Genomic DNA, 20,709 nt, shown 5'->3' on the forward strand with positions numbered 1-20,709 from the left:
GAAGCGGCTCTGAATACTGCGTCGTTGCAGACAGGCAGACGCTTCGCGAAGTCTTGCGCTGGATCCCGGTTCCCATTCCGCTGTCGCTGCATGGGCCCGGGAAAGGGGAGGGTGTCAGGACGAGGCGGTCACTCCGCGCCCGGCAGGCGGAGCGCAGTGTCCTCGACGTAGGGGCGCATCAGGGCGTCGGCGGCCTTCTGGGCGGCGACCAGCGCCTCCTTCGGCTGGCGCTTGCCCGCGAGCACCGCCTGGAGCTCGTCCTCGATCGCCTTGCGCACCGGCACGGTGCGGTAGGTGGCAAACCACGGCTTGGCGTTGGCGAGCTGGTCCACCGCGATCTTCGCGTCCGGGTTCTTCTCCAGGAACGCCTTCATCTCGGGGAGGTCGTAGGCGGCCTTGTTGGGGGCGAAGTAGCCGGTGGCGCGGCTCCACCAGCCCGACTTCTCGGGCGAGGTCAGCCACTGGATCAGGGTCCAGCCGGCGGCGCGCTTCTCGGGCGAGAGGCCCGTCGGCTGCACCAGCGAGGCGCCGCCGATCGGCACCGCCTGGCGCACGTTCATCGGCACGAAGGCGACCCGGAACGGGAACTTGGCGGTGTCGCGGATGAAGGTGAGCGAGCCCGTCGAGATGATCATCATCGAGGCCTGGCCGGCCAGGAAGGCGCCGGTCACCGCCGGGCCCTTCTGCTCGCCGGCCGGATGCACCTTGGCCTTGTGGACGAGGTCCGACCAGAAGGTCAGCGCACCGAGCATCGTCGGGGTGTCGTAGTAGACCTCGCCGCCATACTCCTCGTTGTAGTAGCGCCCGCCGTTCGACATCGTCAGGGCTTCGAGGATCCAGCCGCCGTAATCGTAGTTCGAGGGCATCATCAGGCCCCAGCGGGTGGTGCGCTCGCCCTCGCGCTTCGTCAGCTTGCGGGCGGCGTCGTACAGTTCCGCCCAGGTCCGCGGGGGCTTGTCCGGGTCGAGGCCCGCTTCCTTGAAGTGGTCGGCGTTGATGTAGAGCAGCGGCGTCGAGTTGTGGAACGGCACGCCGTAGACCTTGCGGTCGATCACGGCGTTGGGGAGCAGCGCCGGGAAGAACTGGCCGGTGAAGGCGTCCTGGCTCTTGCCGGGCTGATCCTTGCCGCCCTTCTCGATCAGGTCGTCCATCGGCACGATCTCGCGCTCGATGGCGAGGTCGGTGAGGAAGTTCGCCGACATGATGACGGCCGCCGGCGGCTTGCCGGCCTTGATCGCCGCGCGGGTCTTGAGCAGCGTGTCGTCGTAGGAGCCGGTGAAGACCGGGGTCGCCTTGATGCCGGGATGGGAGTCGTTGAACTCCTTGATGAGCCCCGTCATGTTGCGGGCGAGCGCCCCGTCGACCGGGACGGGGAAGAACAATTCGATGTCGGTCGCGAGCGCGGGCCGCGGCGCGGCGAGGCCGGCCGCCGCCACGAGGGCGAGCGCGGCGCCCTTCCACCAGGAAATCATGTTTGTGTCGTCCTCTACTTGATGCCGGAGGCGAGGAAGCTGTTCACGAACCGGCGCTGGAAGATCAGGAAGGCGGCGAGCAGCGGCAGGCTGACCAGGAAGGTGCCGGCCGCGATCAGCCCCCAGGCCTGCATGCCCTCGGCGCTGAGCGTGAAGCTCGCGAGGCCCAGGGTGAGGGGCCGTTTGTCGGGGGAGTTGATGACCATCAGCGGCCACAGGAACTCGTTCCAGTGGCTCGTCACCGAGACGATCGAGAAGGCGACGAGGGCGGGCTTGGTCAGCGGCAGGTAGATCAGGCGGATGCGCGCCCACCAGCCGGCGCCGTCGATCATCGCGGCGTCCTCGAGCTCGCGCGGCACCTCGCGGAAGCTCTGGCGCATCAGGAAGGTACCGAAGGCGGTGGCGCAATAAGGCGCCATCACCCCCGGCAGGGTGTCGTAGAGGCCGAGAGCCGCGACCGTCTTCAGGTTCGGCACCAAGAGCACCACCGGCACCAGCATCAGCTGGACCAGGAACAGGGCGAACAGAACGCCGCGGCCCGGAAATTCGAGTCGGGCGAAGACGTAGCCGGCGAGCGAGGCGGTCACGAGCTGCACCGCGAGGATGCCGGCGCAGACGATCAGCGAATTGAGGAAGTAGAGCGGGAAGTCGGCCGAGGCCCAGGCCTCGGCGAAGTTCGCGAGCGTCGGGGTCAAGGACGGCAGGAGCGAGGCGTCGGCGCCGGAGCCCGCCGGCCGGAACGCCGCCACCAGCATCCACCAGAACGGCACCGCCCAGACGAGAGCGAGGCCGGCGACGACGAGGCGGGCGATGGAGGGCGTGACCTCGCGGGTCACGGGACCCGAGGAGAGAGCGCTCATCGGGCCGCCTCCGGGCCCTGGCCGCGGGCGAGCGACAGGGCGGTGAGCGCGGCGAGGAGCGCGAGCGTCACCACGGTCGCGGCGGCGGCGCGGCCGGCATCGTAGCGCTCGGCGGCCTGCTCGTAGATGTAGAACAGGAGGAGCTTCGTCGCGTCGGACGGCCCGCCCTTCGTCAGCACGAAGACGTGGTCGACCTGCGTCACCGCGTTGAGGAGCGCGATCACCCCGACGAAGGCGAAGGTGGGGCGGAGCGCCGGCAGGGTGACGTGGCGCAGGCGCTGCCAGGGACCGGCGCCGTCGAGGAGCGCGGCCTCGCGGGCCTCGTCGGGGATCGCCTGGAGCCCGGCGAGGATGAACAGCATGTAGTAGCCGGCATTCTTCCACACGGTGAGCACCGTGATGGCCGCCAGCGCGAGATCGGGATCGCCGAGCCAGTTGGCGCCGGGGAGACCCAACCGAGCGAGGTGGTGGTCGATGAGGCCGATGCCGGGCAGGAACAGGAACAGGAAGAGCGCGGCCGCCGCCACCAGCGGGATCATCACCGGCAGGAAGAACAAGGCCCGCATCAGGGCCCGGACCCGGCCGGCGCCGTTCAAGGCCAGCGCGAAGGCGAGCGCCAGGATCAGGCTCGGCACCACCGTGCCCAAAGCGTAGAGCGCGTTGTTGAGGAGCGCGCGCTGGAAGGTCGGGTCGGAGAACAGCGCCGCGAAGTTGTCGAGCCCGACGAAGCGGGTGCCCCGGCGCGTCACCTGGTGGGTGGCGTCCCACAGAACCTCGACCACCGGCCAGTAGGTGAACAGGGCGAGGAAGACGAGGGAGGGGCTGAGGAGCGCCAGCGGCAGCAGCAGGCCGGTCCAGGGCCGGCGCGGCGCGGGCGACGCGGCCGCCGGAGCCTTGCCGGCCGGAATCGCGTCGAGGACGTGGGTCGAAGGGGCCTGGGTCAAGGGGTCCGCCGGAGGTGTCGAGACCGGCGCGTCATCGTGCGGTTTCGTGACAGGCGGATGAAATCACCGCCGGATTAGGCCGTGTTCCGCTCCATCTCGCCGTGCGGGAACGGCCCCTCCGAGCGTTTCGGCGCCGGGCGTCCCAAGTCGTGCGCGGTGGAATTTTACCGGTTCACCGACAACCCTCGCTGGCAGAGGCCCGGTCCGGGATGCAAGATCTTGCCGGATCGCCCCTGCCCCGCCACGATGACGTTGCGGAACTTGCCCGCGACCGAGGATGATGATCGGGCTTGCCGGCGCGGTACCGGGCGGCGAAGCTCGGCCGGTCGGAGCAGGGGACGAATCAGGAGGGCGGATCATGCCGGAGCACGCGGATCGCGCCTATCTGGAGGAGATGCTGGCGCCGCTCGGCGGCGTCGCGATCCGCCGGATGTTCGGCGGGCTCGGGCTGTTTCGCGAGGGCCTGATGTTCGGGCTCGCCTTGCGCGGCGAACTCTACCTGAAGGTGGCTCCCGACGACGCCGCGGCCTTCGCGGCCGAGGGCGGCGCGCCGTTCTCCTACGGCGTGACGGGCGGCCGGACGACCACGATCGCGAGCTACTGGCGGGCGCCGGACCGGCTCAACGACGAGCCGGAGGAATGTCTGGCCTGGGCGCGGAGGGCCTGCGCGGCGGCGCTGGCCGCCGACCGGGCGAAGCCGGCCGGGCGGAGGAGGGCGGGGCAGGGGGTATGATCTCGGTCCCGAGCCGTCGTTTGCACGCGCAGCAGAGCGGACCTCAGCGCAGGCTCACCCGCATCGGCATCCCCTCCGCCGGCCGCAGGGTGATGCGCTGCTTGAGCACCGGCAGGTAGCCGGGCCGCAGCGAGAAGCGGAGCGAGCGCACCAGCACCGCCAGGATCGCCACCGCCTCGGAGAGGGCAAAGCCCATGCCGATGCAGATGCGGGGGCCGGCCGCGAAGGGCAGGTAGGCGTAGCGGTCGCGGGCCTTCATGGCCTCGGGGGAAAAGCGCGCGGGGTCGAAGCGCTCCGGCTCGTCCCACAGGGCGGCGTGGCGGTGCACGGCGTAGATCGGGATGGTGATCGGCGTGCCGGACTTCACCGCGATCCCGTCGAGGTCGACGTCGCGGATCGCGGCCCGCACCACCACCGGCACCGGGGGGTAGAGCCGCATCGCCTCGAGGATCACCTGGCGGGTATGGGGCAGGGCGTCGACGTGCTCGGGGCGCAGCGGCCCGCCCGCGGTCGCGGCCTCGACCTCGGCGGCGATCAGCGCCTCGCTCTCCGGGTGGTGGGCGAGCAGGTAGAACGCCCAGGTGAGGGCGAGCGCCGTGGTCTCGTGCCCGGCGGTCACGAAGGTGAGCAGGTTGTCGGCGACGTCGCGGTCGTCCATCGCCTGGCCGGTCTCCGGGTCGCGGGCGGCGAGCAGCAGGCTCATCAGGTCGTTGCGGCCCTCGGTGCCGCTGCGGCGGCCCTCCGCGGAAAGGCGCAGGAGCTCGTCGCGCAGGTAGCTCTTCGCCCGCTCGGCGCGTGACCGGCCCGGGAACGGCAGCCAGGCGGGAGCCCGCAGCAGGGTCAGGGCGAAGACCCAGCTCGTCGATTCGAGGTAGTCGGTGATGCCGCGCTCGACCCGGGCGGCGTCGATCCGGCCGGACCCCGAGAGCATCGTCTCGACGATGATCTCGAAGGTGGTGCGCATCATCGTCTGGGCGATGTCGATCTCGGCGCCGGGATCGACTGCCAGCGCGTCGCGGGTGCGCTCGGCGGCCGCGATCATCGCCGGCACGAAGCTGCGGATGCGCTCGGCCCGGAAGATCGGCGCCGCCGCCCGGCGCTGCCAGCGCCAGCGCGCCCCGTCGGCGGTCAGGATCGCGTCGCCCAGCGCCGGCGAGAGCGCGCGGCGCAGCACCTCCGACTTCTCGAACGCGTCGGCCTCGTCGACCATCACCCGCCGGATCAGGTTCGGGGCCATCACGAACAGGCTGGAATTGCCGAGGAACTCGGAGGTGTAGTGCGGCTCGCGGTAGATCGTCTCGGGCCAGGCCTCGAGCGGGTTGCGCACCACCGTGCGCAGGAAGCGCCACGGCCCGAGCGGCCGCGCCGGCGGCGTGATCCGGGCGAGGACCGGGCCCGGCTCCTCGGGCGCCGGACGGACATGGGTCGAATGGGCGTTCATGGCTCGCCTGGGTTCGGGTGGTCCCGACGGACACCGGGAGCCCGTGTGTTGTCCACCCCCATCTGGGCGCGAGCGTGACCGGCAACGCCGCCGGCCCGTGCGCGTTGGCACATCTCGGACCGAAAGCCTCGCCAGATCGTAGCCTCGCCAGATCGTAGCCTTGCCGGACAGGAGCCTCCCAGATGCAGGCCGCCTTCGACCGCGCCACCCTCGACCGCCTGGTCGCCCTCGGCCGGAGCCAGGGCGGGCTGACGCCCGACGACCTGCGCCGGGCCCTGCCGGTCGACCGGATGAGCGCCGAGGACATCGCGATGGTGCTGATCGAGCTGGAGGAGGCCGGGATCTCGGTCGATCCGGACGAGGCGCTGCTGCTGTCCGGCCGGCCGCTGCCGCCCGCCGGCACGGTCCGGCTGCCGGAGCCGCGGGTCGAGGCCGCGCCGCCGCCCGCCCCGGAGACGCCGCCCGCCGCGACGGCCGCTCCCGCCCCGGCCTCCCGGACGGGGGCGCCGGACCCCGCCCGGGGCGGCGCGCACCGGGCGGTGGTATGGGCCGGTATCGCCGCGCTCGTCCTCGCCCTCCTCGTGCTGGCGCTCTGGGCCGGGCGGGGCTGACGCCGTGGCCGGCGGGCGGCCGGGCGCTATATCCCGACGCCTCTCGGAGAACCCCCATCCATGACCGGCCCCGCCTACCGCTTCGGCATCGAGGAGGAGTTCTTCCTGGCGGATGCCGCGACCCGCGGCACGCCCCGCGACGGCGTGCGGGGCTTCCACGCCGCCGCCAAGGCGCTGCTGCCGGCGGCCGAGCGCGAGTTGCTGCAAAGCCAGATCGAGATCGCGACGCCGCCGGCGACGGCCCTCGAGGAGGCCCAGGCCGGCCTCGCGGGCTTGCGCCGGGGGCTCGCCGAGATCGGGCGGGCGCACGGGATCCTGGTCTTTGCCGCCGGCACCCATCCGGGCGCGGCCTGGGACGCGCAGGCGCCGACCGACGGCGCGCGCTACCACGGCATCCTCGACGAGGTGCGGATGGTCGGCCAGCGCACCCTGGTCAGCGGCATGCACGTCCACGTCGAGGTGGCGCGCCCCGACGACCGGGTCGACCTGATGAACCGGCTGCTGCCGTTCCTGCCGGTGCTGCTCGCGCTCTCGGTCTCCTCGCCGTTCTGGGAGGGGCGCGACACCGGCCTGTGCGGCTACCGGCTGAGCGTGTTCGGCGAGATGCCGCGCACCGGCCTGCCCGACCTGTTCTCCAGCAGCGCCGAGTTCGAGCGCTACGTCGCGGTGATGCAGGCAGCCGGCGCGATCCGGGACGCGAGCTTCCTGTGGTGGCACCTGCGGCCCTCGATCCGCTACCCGACGCTCGAACTGCGCATCGCCGACAGCTGCACCCGGGTCGAGGACGCGGTGGCGCTCGCCGGCCTCTACCGCTGCCTCGTGCGTGCCGCCGAGCGCCGGCCCGACCTCAATGCCGGCCTCGACGGGGTCGCCCGGGCGGTGATCCGCGAGAACCTGTGGCGGGCCCAGCGCGACGGCGTGCGCGCCGCCCTGGTCGATGCGGGAGAGGGCCGCGCGGTGCCGTTCGGCGAGGCCCTGGAGGCGGTGCTGGACCTCGTCGCCGAGGACGCGGCGGCGCTCGGCTGCGCGCAGGCCCTCGACGAGGCCCGCCGCATCGCCCGCGACGGCACCAGCGCCGACCGCCAGCGGGCGGCCTACGCCGCGGCGCGGGGCGAGGACGGCGAGGACGCGGCCGGCATCGCCGCGGTGGTCGACGCGCTGGCGCGGGAGACGGAGGGGCGGGCGTAGGGAGGAACGGGGACTGCCCCCTGCCGCTCGTTCCGCTCGGCGGCCGATCTGGACTTATCGGGGGCGGCGATGCGGGCGCTCGACGGGCTCGCGGGTGGAGAGACGTCGGTGGCGCAGGCCGGATCGGCACGGGTGGAAGGGCACTGACGCGACCGCAGGAAGCGGCCTATCATGCGGCCCGACCGTTCGCCTCCGGCAGCAGGAGCCGTCATCCATGTCAGTCACCCGACCGCCCGAGGGGCCGGCGACCGGCCGATCCCTCGACGACATCGTGGTCTCGAATCCAGGCATCCTGGCGGGCCGCCGGGTGTTTCGCGGCACGCGGGTGCCGGTCGAGGTGCTGTTCGAGAACGTGGCGGACGGCCTGTCGCTGGACGAGATCCTGGACACCTACGAGGCTTTGAACCGGGACGACGTCCTGGCTGTGCTCGACTTCGCCGCCCGGGCGGTCGCAGGGCCGAGGGCGGCGTGAGGACCATCGTCGACGAGGGTGTTCCGCGCTAGCTCGTCCAGGCTCTTCGCGATCATGGGATCGATGCCGTCCGCTTTCCTCGCCACTGGGCGGCTCTCGGCAACGGCGCACTGCTCACGACAATCGAAGAGGCCGGCTTCTCGGTGCTCGTGACCAACGACAAGAATATGGGCCACCAGCAGAGCTTGCGGGGTCGAACGATCGCGATCGTTGCGCTGCCGTACAACAAGCGACGGCTGATCCTGGAGCGTGTCGAGACCATCGCGGACACGATCGTGCAAGCGAAGCCGGGCGAGCACGCCGTCATCGGCCTGGACGGACCGCGGTTCGCCCACGCGATCGTCGATGGCAGACCCTTTTCGCGCGAGCTGCCAGCCGTCGCGCCATTCAAGATGCGCTGAGCCGTGCAGGAACGAGGTGGCGGGCCGAACGGGGAGGCCGCGCGTCCGGCCTGGGGCACGCACGCCGCTTGTCCCACCTCACATTCCATTCGCATAAGGTATCTTATGGAACGAGAGGCCGGATCGGGGCCGTGCGGGATGGATTTTCCGGCAGGCCGCAGCGCCTCTTTGCCGTGTCGCGGCGCCTGGGGGCTCCCTTCTTGCCGGTGCGAATCGGATGCATAAGGACGGCATGACCGAATTTCTCGAGAAAGCCGCGGCGGATGCCGAGTCCTGGCCCGCATCCAGGCCGCGACCGACCGTCCGCTCGATCAGCCCCGCAGCGGAACGCCGACCGGCCTCCGGCCCATGCGCCGGACCTTGGCCCGTCCTTATCCGATCTTCTACACCTTGACCGGGCACGAGGTCGTCGTGGTCGGCATCCGGCACGGCGCCCGCGACCCCGCGACGATGCCGGACGTGCCGTGACGAGCCCTCTCCCACCCACCGCCAACCTCTTCGCCGGCCTGCCCGCGACGCCCCGGCCCGACGAGACGGTCGACGTCCTGGCCGATGCCCCGCAGGCCCGCATCGAGCGGATCGTCTCCACCGGCCAGGCGAGCCCGCCGGGCTTCTGGTACGACCAGCCCTGGGACGAGTGGGTCGTGGTGCTCTCTGGGACGGCCGGCCTGCACCTGCACGGCGAGCCGGCGCCGCGGCGGCTCGCCGTCGGCGACCATCTGATGATCCCGGCGCATCGGCGCCACCGGGTCGAGTGGACGGATCCCGACGCGCCGACGGTCTGGCTCGCGGTCCACCTCCGGCCGGCCGATCAGCCGTCGACCTCGACCGTGAGCCCGTCATAGGCCGGCACCACGCCGGGCGGCAGGCGCCGGCTGAGCTCGCCGTAGTCGAGGTCGGTGTGGAGGTTGGTCAGGATGGCGCGGCGCGGGCGCACCTCCTCGATCAGCCCCAGGGCGTCCGAGACCGAGAAGTGGGTCGGATGGGGCGAGTCGCGCAACGCATCGATGATCAGGAGGTCGAGGTTGCGCAACTGCGCCTTGGCGGCGTCCGGCATGGTGCTTACGTCCGGCGCGTAGGCGGCGTCGGCGAAGCGGAACCCCAGGGCCTTCTCCTCGGGCCCGTGCTCCATCAGGAAGGCCGTCGCCGTCACCGGCCCGCCGGGGCCCTCGACGGTCACCGGCGCGCCAGTCTCGAGCGCGTGCAGGTCGAGGATCGGCGGGTAGAGGCTGCCCGGCCGCGAGGTGAAGCAGTAGCCGAAGCGGGCCCGCAGCAGCTCCGAGGTCGTGGCGTCGGCATGGACCGCGATGCGCCGGCGCATGTGGATCACCATGGCGCGCACGTCGTCGATGCCGTGGGTGTGGTCGGCGTGGGAATGGGTGAACAGGATCCCGTCGAGGCGCTGCACCTCGGCATCGAGGAGCTGCTCGCGCAGGTCCGGCGAGGTGTCGACGAGCACGGTGGTCGCCTGCTCTTCGGCCTCCCGGCGCCGCACCAGGAGCGAGCAGCGCCGGCGCCGGTTGCGGGACTCGGCCGGGTCGCAGGCGCCCCAGCCGTAGCCGACCCGCGGCACGCCGCCCGAGGAGCCGCAGCCCAGGATGCGAAGGGTCAGGGTCGGCATGTGTCGGGAGCCCTCAGCGTTGCGCGGCGGCCTTGTCGAACAGGCGGTAGAAGTTGTCGGTGGTGAGCGCGGCCAGCGCCTCGGGGGTCAGGCCGACGGTCTCGGCCAGCACCCGGGCGGTGTCGGCGACGAAGGCCGGCTCGTTCGGCCGGCCCCGGTGCGGCACCGGCGCGAGGTAGGGCGCGTCGGTCTCGACCAGCAGGCGCTCGTGCGGGACGCCTGCCGCGATCGACCGGATCTCGTCCGAGTTGCGGAACGTGACGATGCCGGAGAACGACACGAAGAGGCCGAGCTCGACCCCGACCTCGGCGAGGCGCCGCCCCGACGAGAAGCAGTGCAGCACCGCCTTGAACGGGCCCTGCGCCATCTCCTCGGTGAGGATCGCCGCGACGTCCTCGTCCGCCTCGCGGGCGTGGATGACGAGCGGCAGCCCGCTCTCCCGCGCCGCCGCGATGTGGGTGCGGAAGACCCGCTGCTGCACATCCCGGGGGGCGTAGTCGTAGTGGTAGTCGAGCCCGGCCTCGCCGATGCCGATGCAGCGCGGGTGGCGCGAGAGCGCGACGATCTCGGCCGCCGGCACGTCCGGCTCCTCGCCGGCCTGGTGCGGGTGGGTGCCGACCGTGAACAGGATCTCGGGATGCGCCTCGCTTAAACGCCGGTAGGTCTCGAACCGGGCGACCCGGGTCGAGATCGTCACCATCCGGCCGATCCCCGCCGCCCTGGCGCGGGCCAGCACCTCGGGCAGCCGCTCGGCGAGGCCGGGCGAGTCGAGGTGGCAGTGACTGTCGACCAGGCTCACGCCTCGGGCTCCACGTAGCGCGGGAAGATCGGGCTCGGCGCCGGCAGGACCGTGCCGGGCACGAGCCGGTGGTCCGGCCCGACATCGGCGAGCCTGCGAGCGTCCGGCGCCACCGCGAGCAGGTCGAGGAGCCGGGCGGCGGCGCCCGGGATGAACGGCTGGACCAGGATGCCGACCGCCCGCAACACCTCGGCGGTGGTGTACAGAACCGCCTCCATCCGGGCGGGGTCGGTCTTGCGCAGAGCCCACGGCTCCTGGCCGGCGAAGTAGCGGTTGGCCTCCGCCACCACGGTCCAGATCTCGGAGAGCACCGCGTGCAGGGCGAGGTCCTGCATCAGCCCCCTCGCCTTCTCCGGCAGCGCGTCGGCCATCGCCAGCAGCGCCCGGTCGGCGGCGGAGGGCTCGCCGGCTTTCGGTATCTCTCCGCCGCAATTGCGGGCAATCATGGTCAGCGAGCGCTGGGCGAGGTTGCCGAGGTCGTTGGCGAGGTCGGCGTTGAGCCGGTTGACGATCGCCTCGTGCGAGTAGCTGCCGTCCTGGCCGAACGGCACCTCGCGCAGGACGAAGTAGCGCAAGGGATCGACGCCGTAGGTGTCGGCCAGCCCCACCGGATCGACGACGTTGCCGACCGACTTCGACATCTTCTCCCCCTTGTTGAGGAGGAAGCCGTGGCCGAAGACGCGCTTCGGGACCGGGATCCCGGCCGACAGCAGGAAGGCCGGCCAGTACACCGCGTGGAAGCGGATGATGTCCTTACCGATGACGTGGAGGTCGGCCGGCCAGTGGCGCCAGCGCGGATCGGCCTCGTCGGGGAATCCGCAGGACGTGATGTAGTTCGTCAGCGCGTCGACCCAGACATACATCACGTGGGCGGGCGCGCCCGGCACCGGCACGCCCCAGTCGAAGGTGGTGCGGCTGACCGACAGGTCCTGGAGGCCCGAGCGGACGAAGCTCACCACCTCGTTGCGGCGCGAGTCGGGGCCGATGAAGTCCGGATGGGCCTCGTAATGGGCGAGCAGGCGCTCGCCGTAGGCCGAGAGCCGGAAGAAGTAGCTCTCCTCCTCGACCCACTCGACCGGCGTGCCGGTCTTCTCCGCCCGGCGGCTGCCGTCGGGCGCGGTGACGAGCTCGGATTCGTCGTAGTAAGCCTCGTCGCGGACCGAGTACCAGCCGGCATACTTGGCGAGGTAGATGTCGCCGTTCTCCTCCATCCGGCGCCACAGCGCCTGGGCGGAGGCGACGTGGTCGGCGTCGGTGGTGCGGATGAAGCGGTCGAACGAGCAGTCCAGGCGCTCGGCCATGGCGCGGAAGCGCGGCGCCATGTCGTCGACGAAGGCGCGCGGGCTGATCCCGGCCTTGGCGGCGGTCTGCTGGATCTTGAGGCCGTGCTCGTCGGTGCCGGTGGTGAAGAACACGTCGTAGCCGTCGAGGCGCTTGAAGCGCGCGATGGCGTCGGCGGCGATCACCTCGTAGGCGTGGCCGATATGCGGCACCCCGTTGGGGTACGAGATGGCGGTGGTGATGAAGTACGGCTCGCCCGCCACGACTTGGGTTCCCGGATAGAAGGCTTCGGATCGCGAGGGCGCGCCCCGAGGCGGCGCCCATCCGAGCCTTAGAGCAAATTCGGGCGGCGGTGCACACCCCTTCCGGCGGCGTTTCGGTGCCCCGCTTCAGGCGCCCACGGCCCACTGGCACGGCTCGTCGGTGCGCGCCTCCCGGTGGCGGGCCGCCCGGTCGAGCCGGACCGCGTGGTTGATGATCGCCATGTGGGTGAAGCCCTGCGGGACGTTGCCGCGCTGCTCGCCCGTGGCAGCGTCGATCTCCTCGGCGAACAGCCCGAGGTCGTTGCCGCGGGTCAAGAGCCGCGCGAACAGGGGCTCGGCCTCGTCCGTGCGCCCGGCGAGCGCCAGGCAGCCGACGCGCCAGAAGGCGCAGGCCGCGAAGGTCGCCTCCGGGTGCTCGAACCCGTCGGCGTTGCGGTAGCGGTAGATCAGGTCGCCGTCGCCGAGCCCGGCGCTCACCGCCTCGAGGGTCGCGGCGACCCGGGGCGAGCGGGCGTCGAAGGCGCCGAACAGCACCGTGCGCAGGACCGCGGCGTCGAGGTCGTCGGAGCCATAGGATTGGGTGTAGGCCCCCACCCGCTCGTTCCAGCCCTTCTCGTGGTACTCGGCCCGGATCTCGGCGGCGACGCGGCGCCACTGCGCGACCTTGTCCGGGCTCGCCACGTCCACCTCTTGCGCGATCTGCACCGCCCGGTCGAGGGCGACCCAGAGCATGCCCTTGGTGTGCAGGATCTGGCGCGTCTCGTCGCGCAGTTCCCAGATGCCGTGGTCGGGCTCGTGGCGGCAGCGGATGACGTGGTCGGTGAGGTGGCCGAGCGCCTCGGGGAGGTGGTCGTTGACCTTCACCGGCGGGTCGTAGTCGACGGCGTCGAGAAAGGCGTGGAGCGCCACCAGGAACTCGCCGTAGATGTCGTACTGGTGCTGGCCAGAGGCCGCGTTGCCGATCCGCACCGGCCCGACCCCGCGCCAGCCGCGCAGGTGCTCCAGGACCTCCTCCTCCGGCACGCGACCGTTGATGCCGTACATGAGCTTCAGGTCGCGGCCCCGCGTCCTGTCGGCGTCGCGCAGGAAGCGCAGGAACTCCGCCGCCTCGCGCACGTAGCCGAGATTGACGAAGGCCGTGACGGTGAAGCTCGCGTCGCGCATCCAGACGTAGCGGTAGTCGAAGTTGCGGGTGCCCGGCACCGCCTCCGGCAGGCTGGTGGTGGCGGCCGCGATGATCCCGCCCGACGGCGCGTGGGTCAGGAGCTTCAGCACGAGCGCGCTGCGCAGCACGTGGTCGCGGTGCGCGCCCTCGTAGGTGCAGCGGCCGGACCATTCCTCCCAGTAGGCTTGCGTCGCCGCCAGGCTCGCCGCGGCGCTCGCGACGTCGCCGTCGTCGTCCTCGCGGTGGGCGAGGACCAGGGACGCGCCCTCCCCGGCCGCCAGGCCGAAGGCCGCCTCGACCCGGTCGCCGGAGATGGCGAGCGGCAGCGTGGCTGCGACCCGCACGCCCTCCGGCTTGCCGAGCCGCCGGCACAGGACCGTGCCCTGCGCCTCGGGCTCGAGGGCGGCCTCGTCGCGGGCGTAGTCGAAGGTCGGGCGCACGCGGAAACGCCCCGTCACCGTGCCGGCCTCGCAGGCGAGGAGCCGCACGATCCGGCCGCGGGGGTCGCCGTCCGGGCCCTCGTCGGGCACCGAGGCCAGGGGGTGGACCGGCATGAAGTCGGTGAGCGTCACCCGGCCGGTCGCGGTGACGAAGGTCGTCTCCAGGATGCAGGTGCCGGGCCGGTAGCGGCGGTGCGTCTCCCGCACGCCGTCGAGGACGAGGTCGCAGAACCCGCCCTTGTCCACGTCGAGGAGGCGCAGGAACGCCGCCGGGCTGTCGTGGCAGGGCCAGCACAGCCAGTCGATCGATCCGTCGCGGGCGACGAGCGCCGTCGTGCAGGTATCGCCGATGATGGCGTAGTCCTCGATCGGCCGGTCCGTCACGTCGCCTCGCTGCCAACACAGGTTAAAGCGCGGGGGTAACGTGTCGCCGGAAGGACCGGTTTCGGGGCGCGACGGTTTGTGCCGCAATGCGGGAGGATCGGGGCCGCCCGGCCGGTTCGGGTCGGCCCGGCCGATTCAGTCCGGCCGATTCAGTCGAGCCACGTGCAGGCGACGGCCAGGGACGCGATGGCGAGGACGTGGCGATCCCGGTCGCGGATGGTGACGAACAGGTGCAGACGGTCCTGGCGGCGGGCCTCGTCGCGGGCGATGTCGGAGAGGATCCGCATGGCGTGCGCCCGCGCGGCGTCGCGGTTCGGCCACTCGCTGCCCTCGTCGTCGCGGTGCGACAGGTCGTGGTCGTTGATGTCGAAGAAATAGTGCGGCACGGGTTGCCCCAACGGTGTGAGAGGGCTCCGGAGCGAGCCTCCAAGAACCCACCGGCCGGCCCTGCCGATCGGGGCCGCGGTGACGACGTCGTAGGACGCAGCGGCAATCGCCGCCCTTGCAAATGTTTATCGAAGGCGAATTTCCCTCTCGTCTCAAACAAGTACGAGAATTACCAGATTATGCCGCCATCGACTTGGGGGCCGCACCTTGGATGCCGCACTCGGAATCCGCATCTCGAGGACGGACCGCCCCGGCCGGTTTCCCTCGGCGGCGATCCAACCGCGCGCGCGACTTTCTCACGCGACCCGACGGGTGTAGGCTGGCGCCTCGAGACCGGCGCGGCCCGCGGGCCGCCGGGCGACCATGACGGCCGGGACCGGGCGCGGCCTCGGGGTTGCGAAGGAAGGACGGCGCCCTGCGGCTCTCGCTCTACACCGACCTGTCGCTGCGCCTGCTGCTCTATCTCGGGGCGGCGGAGGCCGGCACCTGGACGACGACGCCGGCCGTCGCCCGCGCCTTCGGGGTGTCGCTGCACCACCTCCAGAAGGTGGCGCGCGGGCTCACCGAGGCCGGCTACGTCGAGGCGCGGCAGGGCCGCGCCGGCGGCGTGCGGCTCGCCCGCCCGCCGGCGGAGGTGCGGCTCGGCGCCGTGGTGGCGGAGCTCGAAGGGCTCGGCTGCCTCGTCGAGTGCGGGCGCGGCCCCTGCCCGCTCGCCGGGCGCTGCCTCCTGAAGCACGCGCTCGATGCGGCCGAGCGCAGCTTCGTGCAGGAGCTCGACCGCTTCTCCCTCGCCGACGTGCTCGCCGGGCCGACCGGCGCGGCCCTGCGGGAGCTGATCGGGCGCGAGGCCGACGGGGCGGATCGGGGTCCGTAGGGCCGGACCGCGCTCGGCCGTGCGCAGGGCCGATGGGCGGCGCGCGGTCATCCGGGCGCGCCGGGGAAGCCGGACGGGTTGCCCACGCGCAAGCCCGAGGCTATCCTCGGCGGCGTCGCGAAAAACGACCGCCCGGCCTCGGGCCGTCGCGCACACGTCGTCCGCGCATGTCGCGCGGGTCGGCCAGCGTCTCCAACGCAGCAGCCCGACGATCTCGGGAACCGCAGCGCGAAGCACCCACGGGTGCCGCTCGCACGCGGCCGCAGGAGCGCACCCATGCGACACGCGATCACGATCCTCGGCGCGGGACTCGGCGGTCTCCTGCTGGCCCGCACCCTGCACGTCCACGGGATCGCGGCGGCGATCTACGAGGCCGAGCCGTCGGCCGACGCGAGAGCCCAGGGCGGCCTGCTCGACATCCACGAACGGACCGGTCAGATCGCCCTGAGAGCCGCCCGGCTCCATGACGCCTTCCTCCGCCTCGTGCGCCCCGGCGAGGACGCCAAGCGCATCGTCGATCGACACGGCCACGTCCTTCTCGACCGGCCCGGCAGCCCCATGGGCCATCGGCCCGAGGTCGATCGCGGCGATCTCCGGCGCCTGTTGATCGCGTCCCTCCCCGCCGGGACGATCCGATGGGGCCACCGGGCGGTCGCGATCGGCCCAGGCGGGGACGGGCGGCACACGGTCGCCTTCGCGAACGGCGCGACGGTGACGACCGACCTGCTCGTGGGGGCGGACGGCGCGTGGTCGAAGGTCCGCGCCCTGCTCTCTCGGGCGGTGCCCGCCTATGCCGGCCTCTCGTTCGTCGAGACGACCGCCCGCGATAGTCACGCGCATCTCGGGGCGAGCGTGGACGCAATCGGCGGGGGGACGCTGATGGCGGTGGCGCCGGGCATGGGCATCCTGGCCCACCGCCACGCCGATGGACGGCTTCACACCTACACTGCTCTGCGCAGGCCGGAGGCCTGGTTCGGGGCCATCGACCTCGGCGACGCGGGGGCCGCCCTGGCCCGCATCGCGGCGGAATTCGAGGGATGGGCACCGCATCTGACCGCTCTCGTCACGAGCAGCGACACCGCCCCCGTCCTTCGTCCGATCCATGCGCTGCCGGTCGGCCACAGCTGGGAACGCGCGCCCGGCCTGACCCTCGTCGGGGACGCCGCGCACCTGATGTCGCCGTTCGCGGGCGAGGGGGCGAACCTCGCCCTCTACGACGGCGCGCAACTCGCCGGCGCGATCATCGCCGCGCCCGACGACATCGGCACGGCGCTCGCCGCGTACGAGCGCGACCTGTTCCCCCGGAGCACCCCGATCGCCGCGATGTCCGCGCAGAACCTCGCGCAGTTCTTCGGCGCCGACGCGCCGCTCAGCGTGGTGGCGATGTTCGCGCGCCCGCCTTCATGAGCGTCCACAACGGCTTGCGGGCAATCCTTCCGGCATTGCGCCGGGCGAGCTCAGGCCGCCTCGCGCGCCGCCCGGCGCTCGGCGGCGGCGGCCTGCCAGATCTCCCGGGCGGCGTCGGCGTTCATCGCCGCGATGCCGAGGCCGACCACCAGGTCGGGCCAGGGCGCGAGATTGGGCCGGGAGGACAGCGTGGCGGCGGTGACGAGCCCGGCCGCCACGATGGCGACGTTGGCGATCGCGTCGTTGCGCGCCGACAGGAACGCCGCCCGGGTTAGGCTGCCGCGCCCCTCGCGGTGGCGGGCCAGCATCAGCGCGCAGGCGAGGTTGACGGCGAGCGCGCCGAGGCCCGTCAGGGTCAGCGGCACCGGGGCCGGGGCCGCGAAGGCGCCGATCTTCTGCCAGGCGGTCCACGCGGCGGCGAGCCCCGGCAGCAGCAGGATGCCGGCCATCGCGGCGCCGAGCCGCGCCCGCGCCGCCGGCCGCCAGCCGAGGCCGGCGACGATCAGGAGGTTGAGCGCCGCATCCTCCAGGAAGTCGACGCTGTCGGCGAGGAGCGCAACGGAGCCGATCACCACCGCCACCGTCGCCTCGATCCCGAAATAGCCGAGATTGAGCAGGGCGACGCGCCGCACGGTGGTGCGCAGGGCGGAATCGGCGTCGGTGGCGGTCACGGCGGGTCTCGTGGCGGGAGGCCGGGGCTCTATGCCCCGATCACGCGGCGCGGGCCAGGGGTCTCTCCGGGAGAACCCGGCCGCGCCGCATCCGTGCCAGGCCCTGCCGGCGGCTTGCCATGCCGTGCCGGCGGCTTGCCATGCCGTGCCGGCGGCTTGCCATGCCCTGCCGGCGGCTTGCCATGCCCTGCCGGCGGCTTGCCATGCCATCGAAGAGGTTGCGCCGCGGGCCGGCGCCGGCTCGACTGGCGCCACCCGCCGGCGACAGGCGGGAGGAGGAGACACCCATGCCCGCCTCGTCACGGCCGCCCGCCTCCGGGCCGGCCCGCCGCCTCGTCCTCGCCGGCCTCGGCGCCCTCGCGGCGGCGCCCGCCGCGGCGCAGGCCCCGCCCGACGGCGCCGCCTCGCCGGCGCGACCCGGAGCGGCCCGGCTCCAGATGGAGGAGTTCCGCCTGCCCGGCCCGGAGGACGGCGTCACGGTCTACGTGCGCAACAAGCGCCCGGCCGGCACCGAGCGTTTCGCGGCCGACCGCATCCTGCTCTACGTCCACGGCGCGACCTACCCGGCCTCGACCGCCTTCGACCTGCCGCTCGCCGGGCTGTCGATGATGGACTACCTCGCGGACCTCGGCTTCGACGTCTACCTCGTCGACCTGCCGGGCTACGGCCTCTCGGGCCGCCCGGCGGCGATGAGCCGTCCGGCCGCCGAGGGCAAGCCCTTCATGCGCACGCCCGACGCGGCGGCGGTGGTCGGGCAGGTGGTCGACTTCATCCGCGAGCGCCGCGGCGTCGAGAAGATCGACCTGATGGGCTGGTCCTGGGGCACCTCGACCATGGGGCTCTACACCAGCACCCACAACGAGAAGGTCAACCGCCTCGTCCTCTACGCGCCGCAATGGCTCGCGCGCACGCCCCCGCCGATCGGCACGAGCGGCCCGCTCGGCGCCTACCGCACCGTCAGCCGCGACAGCGCGCGGGCGCGCTGGCTCAAGGACGTTCCGGCGGAGGCCCAGGCGAGCCTGATCCCGCCCGGCTGGTTCGAGCAATGGGCCGACGCCACCTTCGCCACCGACGCCGCCGGCGCGGCGCAGTCGCCGCCGGTCCTGCGGGCGCCGAACGGCGTCGTCGCCGATTCGCGGGATTACTGGGAGGCAGGACGGCCGCAGGTCGATCCCGGCGAGATCCGGGTGCCGACGCTCGTCATCCATGCCGAGTGGGACGCCGACCTGCCGAGCTACCAGGCGCAGGAGTACTTCGCCCGCCTCACCCGCGCCCCCTACAAGCGCTTCGTCGAGCTCGGCGAGGGCACCCACACGGTGATGATGGAGAAGAACCGGATGCAGTTCTTCCGCGAGGTCGCGGCCTTCCTGACCGAGGCCGACCCGCAGGCGCTGAACTGACGAACGCCGCCCCGGTCTCCCGGGGCGGCGCTTCGAGGAACGTCCTTGCCCGAGAACGTCTCCCCGGGAAAGTCCTGGCGGCGCGTCGGGCCAGTGCGGCGGTTACGCCGCCCGCACCGTATCGAGGAAGCGCGCGACCTCGGCCGAGAGGTGCTCGGACTGGCGCGACAGCTCGGAGGCCGCGCCCAGCACCTGGCTCGCCGCGGCGCCCGTCTCGTCGGCGGCCCGCGCGACGCCGGCGATGTTCGTCGTCACCTCGCTGGTGCCGGCCGCCGCCTGGGAGACGTTGCGCACGATCTCCTGGGTCGCCGCGCCCTGCTCCTCGACGGCCGCGGCGATCGAGGTCGCGACGCCAGAGATCTCCTCGATCCGGGCGGTGATCCCGCTGATCGCGCCGACCGCCTGGCCGGTCGAGGCCTGGATCGCCGCGATCTGGCCGGTGATCTCCTCGGTCGCCCGCGCGGTCTGGCCGGCCAGTTCCTTGACCTCGGCGGCCACCACCGCGAAGCCCCGTCCCGCCGCACCCGCGCGGGCCGCCTCGATGGTGGCGTTGAGGGCGAGCAGGTTGGTCTGGGCGGCGATCGACGAGATCAGCCCGACCACGTCGCCGATGCGGGCGGTGGCCTCGGTCAGCGCGCGGACCTGCGTGGCACTCTCGCCCGCCTCGCGCACGGCGGCGCCGGCGAGCCGGGCCGAGCCGTCGACCTGGCGGCCGATCTCCTGGACCGAGGCGCCGAGCTCTTCGGCCGCCGCCGCCACGGTGCCGACATTCTCGGCGGCCTGCGCCGCGGCGGCGGCGACGCCGCCCGACTGGCCGGCGGTCTCCTGCGCGGTCAGCGTCATGGCCTGGGCGGTGGCCTGCAACTCGGTGGCCGCGGAGGTGACCGCGCCGACGATGCCGCCGACCGCCCGCTCGAAGGCGTCAGCCATCTCGTGCATCGCCTGGCGGCGCTGCGCCTCGGCCCCGGCGCGGGCGAGCGCGGTCTCCTCCTCGAGCTGGCGGGTGCGGATCAGGTTGTCGCGGAACACCGCGAGCGCTCCGGCCATGTCGCCGAGCTCGTCCCGGCGCCCGGCGCCGGGGATCGCGGTCTCGGCGTCGCCCTCGGCGAGGCGGCGCATCGCGCCGGTCATGCGGCCGAGGGGCCGGACGATGCGCATGAGGCAGAACAGCACCGCCGCGAGGGTGATCAGGACGGAGACCGCGAAGGCCGCCACGGTGGCGCGGCTGGCCTCGGCCCGCTCGGCCCGGGCGGCCTCGCCCGCTTGCGCGCCGGCGGCGGTGTTGAGCGACACGAGCTTGCCGGCGACGTCGATCGTCGCCAGGTAGGTCGCGTTCATCGGGCCGCGGAAGAAGGCGCCGATCTCGGCCTGGCTCGGCAGCCCCTTGAGGCGGTCCCAGTCGGCCCGGAACGCGGCGATCTTCGCGGTCAGATCGCCGAAGGTGTCCTGCTCGGCGGGCGAGCTGATCAGCGTGCGGTAGCGCGTCATCCGCTCGCCGAGCGCCGCGTCCATCTCCGAGAAGCGCTTGGTCGCGAGCGCCTTCTCGGCCTCAGCCTCGGCCCCGGCCGTGATGAAGCGGAACTGCCAGAGCCGGGCGCGCATCACCAGGGCGTTGATCGCGTGGGCCTCGTTGATCGAGGGCATCGCGTCGTCGGCGAGCTTGGCGATGCGGGTCTCGATCGAGTCGAGCTTCCACAGGGAGACCCCGCCCTGCACCAGGCTCAGCAGCAGGAGGATCCCGAACAGGCCGGTCAGGCTGCTCTTCAGGGACATGCGCATGGAAAGAATCGCCAATGGTCGGACAGGGGAGGAAGCCCGCGGTGTCGCACCAGTATCGCTAAAATTACGTTAATGATCGCAAATCCCGCGGTTTCTGCGCGCGCCGGATCGCGTTG

21 protein-coding genes are annotated in these 20,709 nt (G+C 72.7%); 10 read left to right on the forward strand and 11 right to left on the reverse strand.

The window, feature by feature from the left end:
• Positions 1–128: 128 nt before the first annotated feature.
• From ACS5PV_RS22190 to ACS5PV_RS22200, 3 genes are read right to left on the reverse strand one after another with little or no spacing between them, the layout of a single operon-like run.
• Positions 129–1,472: an ABC transporter substrate-binding protein gene (locus ACS5PV_RS22190; protein ID WP_455397511.1), complete on the reverse strand. Its 1,344-nt coding sequence runs from the start codon at positions 1,470–1,472 to the stop codon at positions 129–131.
• A 14-nt stretch (positions 1,473–1,486) separates the two neighbouring features.
• Entirely contained in the window at positions 1,487–2,332 is an 846-nt protein-coding gene (locus ACS5PV_RS22195; protein WP_455397512.1) for a carbohydrate ABC transporter permease, read from the reverse strand.
• Positions 2,329–3,276, reverse strand: a complete 948-nt coding sequence (locus tag ACS5PV_RS22200) for a carbohydrate ABC transporter permease (protein ID WP_455397513.1) — start codon at positions 3,274–3,276, stop codon at positions 2,329–2,331. Before ACS5PV_RS22200 ends, ACS5PV_RS22195 begins: the two co-directional genes overlap by 4 nt.
• Positions 3,277–3,634: 358 nt before the next feature.
• On the opposite strand from ACS5PV_RS22200, the gene ACS5PV_RS22205 reads away from it, so the two are divergent.
• Positions 3,635–4,009, forward strand: coding sequence for a TfoX/Sxy family protein (locus ACS5PV_RS22205; protein ID WP_455397514.1), 375 nt, complete (start codon positions 3,635–3,637; stop codon positions 4,007–4,009).
• Positions 4,010–4,052: 43 nt separating this feature from the next.
• On the opposite strand, the gene ACS5PV_RS22210 is transcribed toward ACS5PV_RS22205, so the two are convergent.
• On the reverse strand, positions 4,053–5,450 hold the full coding sequence (locus tag ACS5PV_RS22210) for a cytochrome P450 (protein ID WP_455397515.1): 1,398 nt from the start codon (positions 5,448–5,450) through the stop codon (positions 4,053–4,055).
• A gap of 182 nt (positions 5,451–5,632) precedes the next feature.
• Here ACS5PV_RS22210 and ACS5PV_RS22215 point away from each other — a divergent pair, with 182 nt between their 5' ends.
• The 6 genes from ACS5PV_RS22215 to ACS5PV_RS22240 all read left to right on the forward strand — a co-directional run bounded on the left by ACS5PV_RS22215 (position 5,633) and on the right by ACS5PV_RS22240 (position 8,967).
• On the forward strand, positions 5,633–6,061 hold the full coding sequence (locus ACS5PV_RS22215) for an RNA polymerase sigma factor region1.1 domain-containing protein (RefSeq protein ID WP_455397516.1): 429 nt from the start codon (positions 5,633–5,635) through the stop codon (positions 6,059–6,061).
• 60 nt (positions 6,062–6,121) lie between these two features.
• Complete coding sequence (locus ACS5PV_RS22220) at positions 6,122–7,249, forward strand: carboxylate-amine ligase (RefSeq protein ID WP_455397517.1); 1,128 nt, start codon at positions 6,122–6,124, stop codon at positions 7,247–7,249.
• 214 nt (positions 7,250–7,463) lie between these two features.
• A complete protein-coding gene (locus tag ACS5PV_RS22225; RefSeq protein WP_455397518.1) occupies positions 7,464–7,721 on the forward strand; it encodes a DUF433 domain-containing protein in 258 nt (85 codons plus the stop codon).
• Positions 7,722–7,864: 143 nt separating this feature from the next.
• Positions 7,865–8,122: a hypothetical protein gene (locus ACS5PV_RS22230; protein ID WP_455397519.1), complete on the forward strand. Its 258-nt coding sequence runs from the start codon at positions 7,865–7,867 to the stop codon at positions 8,120–8,122.
• A gap of 273 nt (positions 8,123–8,395) precedes the next feature.
• On the forward strand, positions 8,396–8,590 hold the full coding sequence (locus tag ACS5PV_RS22235; RefSeq protein ID WP_455397611.1) for a type II toxin-antitoxin system RelE/ParE family toxin: 195 nt from the start codon (positions 8,396–8,398) through the stop codon (positions 8,588–8,590).
• On the forward strand, positions 8,587–8,967 hold the full coding sequence (locus ACS5PV_RS22240; protein WP_455397520.1) for a cupin domain-containing protein: 381 nt from the start codon (positions 8,587–8,589) through the stop codon (positions 8,965–8,967). Before ACS5PV_RS22235 ends, ACS5PV_RS22240 begins: the two co-directional genes overlap by 4 nt.
• On the opposite strand, the gene ACS5PV_RS22245 is transcribed toward ACS5PV_RS22240, so the two are convergent.
• The 5 genes from ACS5PV_RS22245 to ACS5PV_RS22265 all read right to left on the reverse strand — a co-directional run bounded on the left by ACS5PV_RS22245 (position 8,934) and on the right by ACS5PV_RS22265 (position 14,461).
• The gene (locus ACS5PV_RS22245) at positions 8,934–9,743 is read right to left on the reverse strand and encodes an MBL fold metallo-hydrolase (RefSeq protein WP_455397521.1); all 810 of its coding nucleotides are present in this window, start codon (positions 9,741–9,743) and stop codon (positions 8,934–8,936) included. The genes ACS5PV_RS22240 and ACS5PV_RS22245 overlap by 34 nt on opposite strands.
• A 13-nt stretch (positions 9,744–9,756) precedes the next feature.
• Positions 9,757–10,542, reverse strand: a complete 786-nt coding sequence (locus ACS5PV_RS22250; protein ID WP_455397522.1) for a TatD family hydrolase — start codon at positions 10,540–10,542, stop codon at positions 9,757–9,759.
• Positions 10,539–12,086: a methionine--tRNA ligase gene (metG, locus tag ACS5PV_RS22255; protein ID WP_455397523.1), complete on the reverse strand. Its 1,548-nt coding sequence runs from the start codon at positions 12,084–12,086 to the stop codon at positions 10,539–10,541. The genes ACS5PV_RS22250 and metG overlap by 4 nt, the downstream gene beginning before the upstream one ends.
• A 126-nt stretch (positions 12,087–12,212) precedes the next feature.
• Positions 12,213–14,075, reverse strand: coding sequence for a glycoside hydrolase family 15 protein (locus tag ACS5PV_RS22260; protein WP_455397524.1), 1,863 nt, complete (start codon positions 14,073–14,075; stop codon positions 12,213–12,215).
• A gap of 149 nt (positions 14,076–14,224) precedes the next feature.
• Positions 14,225–14,461, reverse strand: coding sequence for a DUF6894 family protein (locus ACS5PV_RS22265; RefSeq protein WP_455397525.1), 237 nt, complete (start codon positions 14,459–14,461; stop codon positions 14,225–14,227).
• Positions 14,462–14,856: 395 nt separating this feature from the next.
• Between ACS5PV_RS22265 and ACS5PV_RS22270 the strand changes: the two genes are divergently transcribed.
• Both ACS5PV_RS22270 and ACS5PV_RS22275 read left to right on the forward strand, forming a co-directional pair.
• Complete coding sequence (locus ACS5PV_RS22270; protein ID WP_455397526.1) at positions 14,857–15,336, forward strand: RrF2 family transcriptional regulator; 480 nt, start codon at positions 14,857–14,859, stop codon at positions 15,334–15,336.
• Positions 15,337–15,612: 276 nt separating this feature from the next.
• Entirely contained in the window at positions 15,613–16,743 is a 1,131-nt protein-coding gene (locus ACS5PV_RS22275) for an FAD-dependent oxidoreductase (RefSeq protein ID WP_455397527.1), read from the forward strand.
• A gap of 50 nt (positions 16,744–16,793) precedes the next feature.
• Here ACS5PV_RS22275 and ACS5PV_RS22280 read toward each other — a convergent pair whose 3' ends face one another.
• On the reverse strand, positions 16,794–17,414 hold the full coding sequence (locus ACS5PV_RS22280) for a cation transporter (protein ID WP_455397528.1): 621 nt from the start codon (positions 17,412–17,414) through the stop codon (positions 16,794–16,796).
• A gap of 287 nt (positions 17,415–17,701) precedes the next feature.
• On the opposite strand from ACS5PV_RS22280, the gene ACS5PV_RS22285 reads away from it, so the two are divergent.
• Complete coding sequence (locus tag ACS5PV_RS22285; RefSeq protein ID WP_455397529.1) at positions 17,702–18,814, forward strand: alpha/beta hydrolase; 1,113 nt, start codon at positions 17,702–17,704, stop codon at positions 18,812–18,814.
• Positions 18,815–18,916: 102 nt separating this feature from the next.
• Here ACS5PV_RS22285 and ACS5PV_RS22290 read toward each other — a convergent pair whose 3' ends face one another.
• A complete protein-coding gene (locus ACS5PV_RS22290; RefSeq protein ID WP_455397530.1) occupies positions 18,917–20,593 on the reverse strand; it encodes a methyl-accepting chemotaxis protein in 1,677 nt (558 codons plus the stop codon).
• Positions 20,594–20,709: the final 116 nt, after the last annotated feature.

Source organism: Methylobacterium sp. Gmos1 (assembly GCF_053764715.1).

Excerpts from the sequence above, each read along its gene's own strand:
- ACS5PV_RS22190 (WP_455397511.1), bottom strand. The coding sequence starts at position 1,472 with ATGATTTCCTGGTGGAAGGGCGCCGCGCTCGCCCTCGTGGCGGCGGCC.
- ACS5PV_RS22195 (WP_455397512.1), bottom strand. The coding sequence starts at position 2,332 with ATGAGCGCTCTCTCCTCGGGTCCCGTGACCCGCGAGGTCACGCCCTCC.
- ACS5PV_RS22205 (WP_455397514.1), top strand. The coding sequence starts at position 3,635 with ATGCCGGAGCACGCGGATCGCGCCTATCTGGAGGAGATGCTGGCGCCG.
- ACS5PV_RS22210 (WP_455397515.1), bottom strand. The coding sequence starts at position 5,450 with ATGAACGCCCATTCGACCCATGTCCGTCCGGCGCCCGAGGAGCCGGGC.
- ACS5PV_RS22215 (WP_455397516.1), top strand. The coding sequence starts at position 5,633 with ATGCAGGCCGCCTTCGACCGCGCCACCCTCGACCGCCTGGTCGCCCTC.
- ACS5PV_RS22220 (WP_455397517.1), top strand. The coding sequence starts at position 6,122 with ATGACCGGCCCCGCCTACCGCTTCGGCATCGAGGAGGAGTTCTTCCTG.
- ACS5PV_RS22225 (WP_455397518.1), top strand. The coding sequence starts at position 7,464 with ATGTCAGTCACCCGACCGCCCGAGGGGCCGGCGACCGGCCGATCCCTC.
- ACS5PV_RS22245 (WP_455397521.1), bottom strand. The coding sequence starts at position 9,743 with ATGCCGACCCTGACCCTTCGCATCCTGGGCTGCGGCTCCTCGGGCGGC.
- ACS5PV_RS22275 (WP_455397527.1), top strand. The coding sequence starts at position 15,613 with ATGCGACACGCGATCACGATCCTCGGCGCGGGACTCGGCGGTCTCCTG.
- ACS5PV_RS22285 (WP_455397529.1), top strand. The coding sequence starts at position 17,702 with ATGCCCGCCTCGTCACGGCCGCCCGCCTCCGGGCCGGCCCGCCGCCTC.
- ACS5PV_RS22290 (WP_455397530.1), bottom strand. The coding sequence starts at position 20,593 with ATGCGCATGTCCCTGAAGAGCAGCCTGACCGGCCTGTTCGGGATCCTC.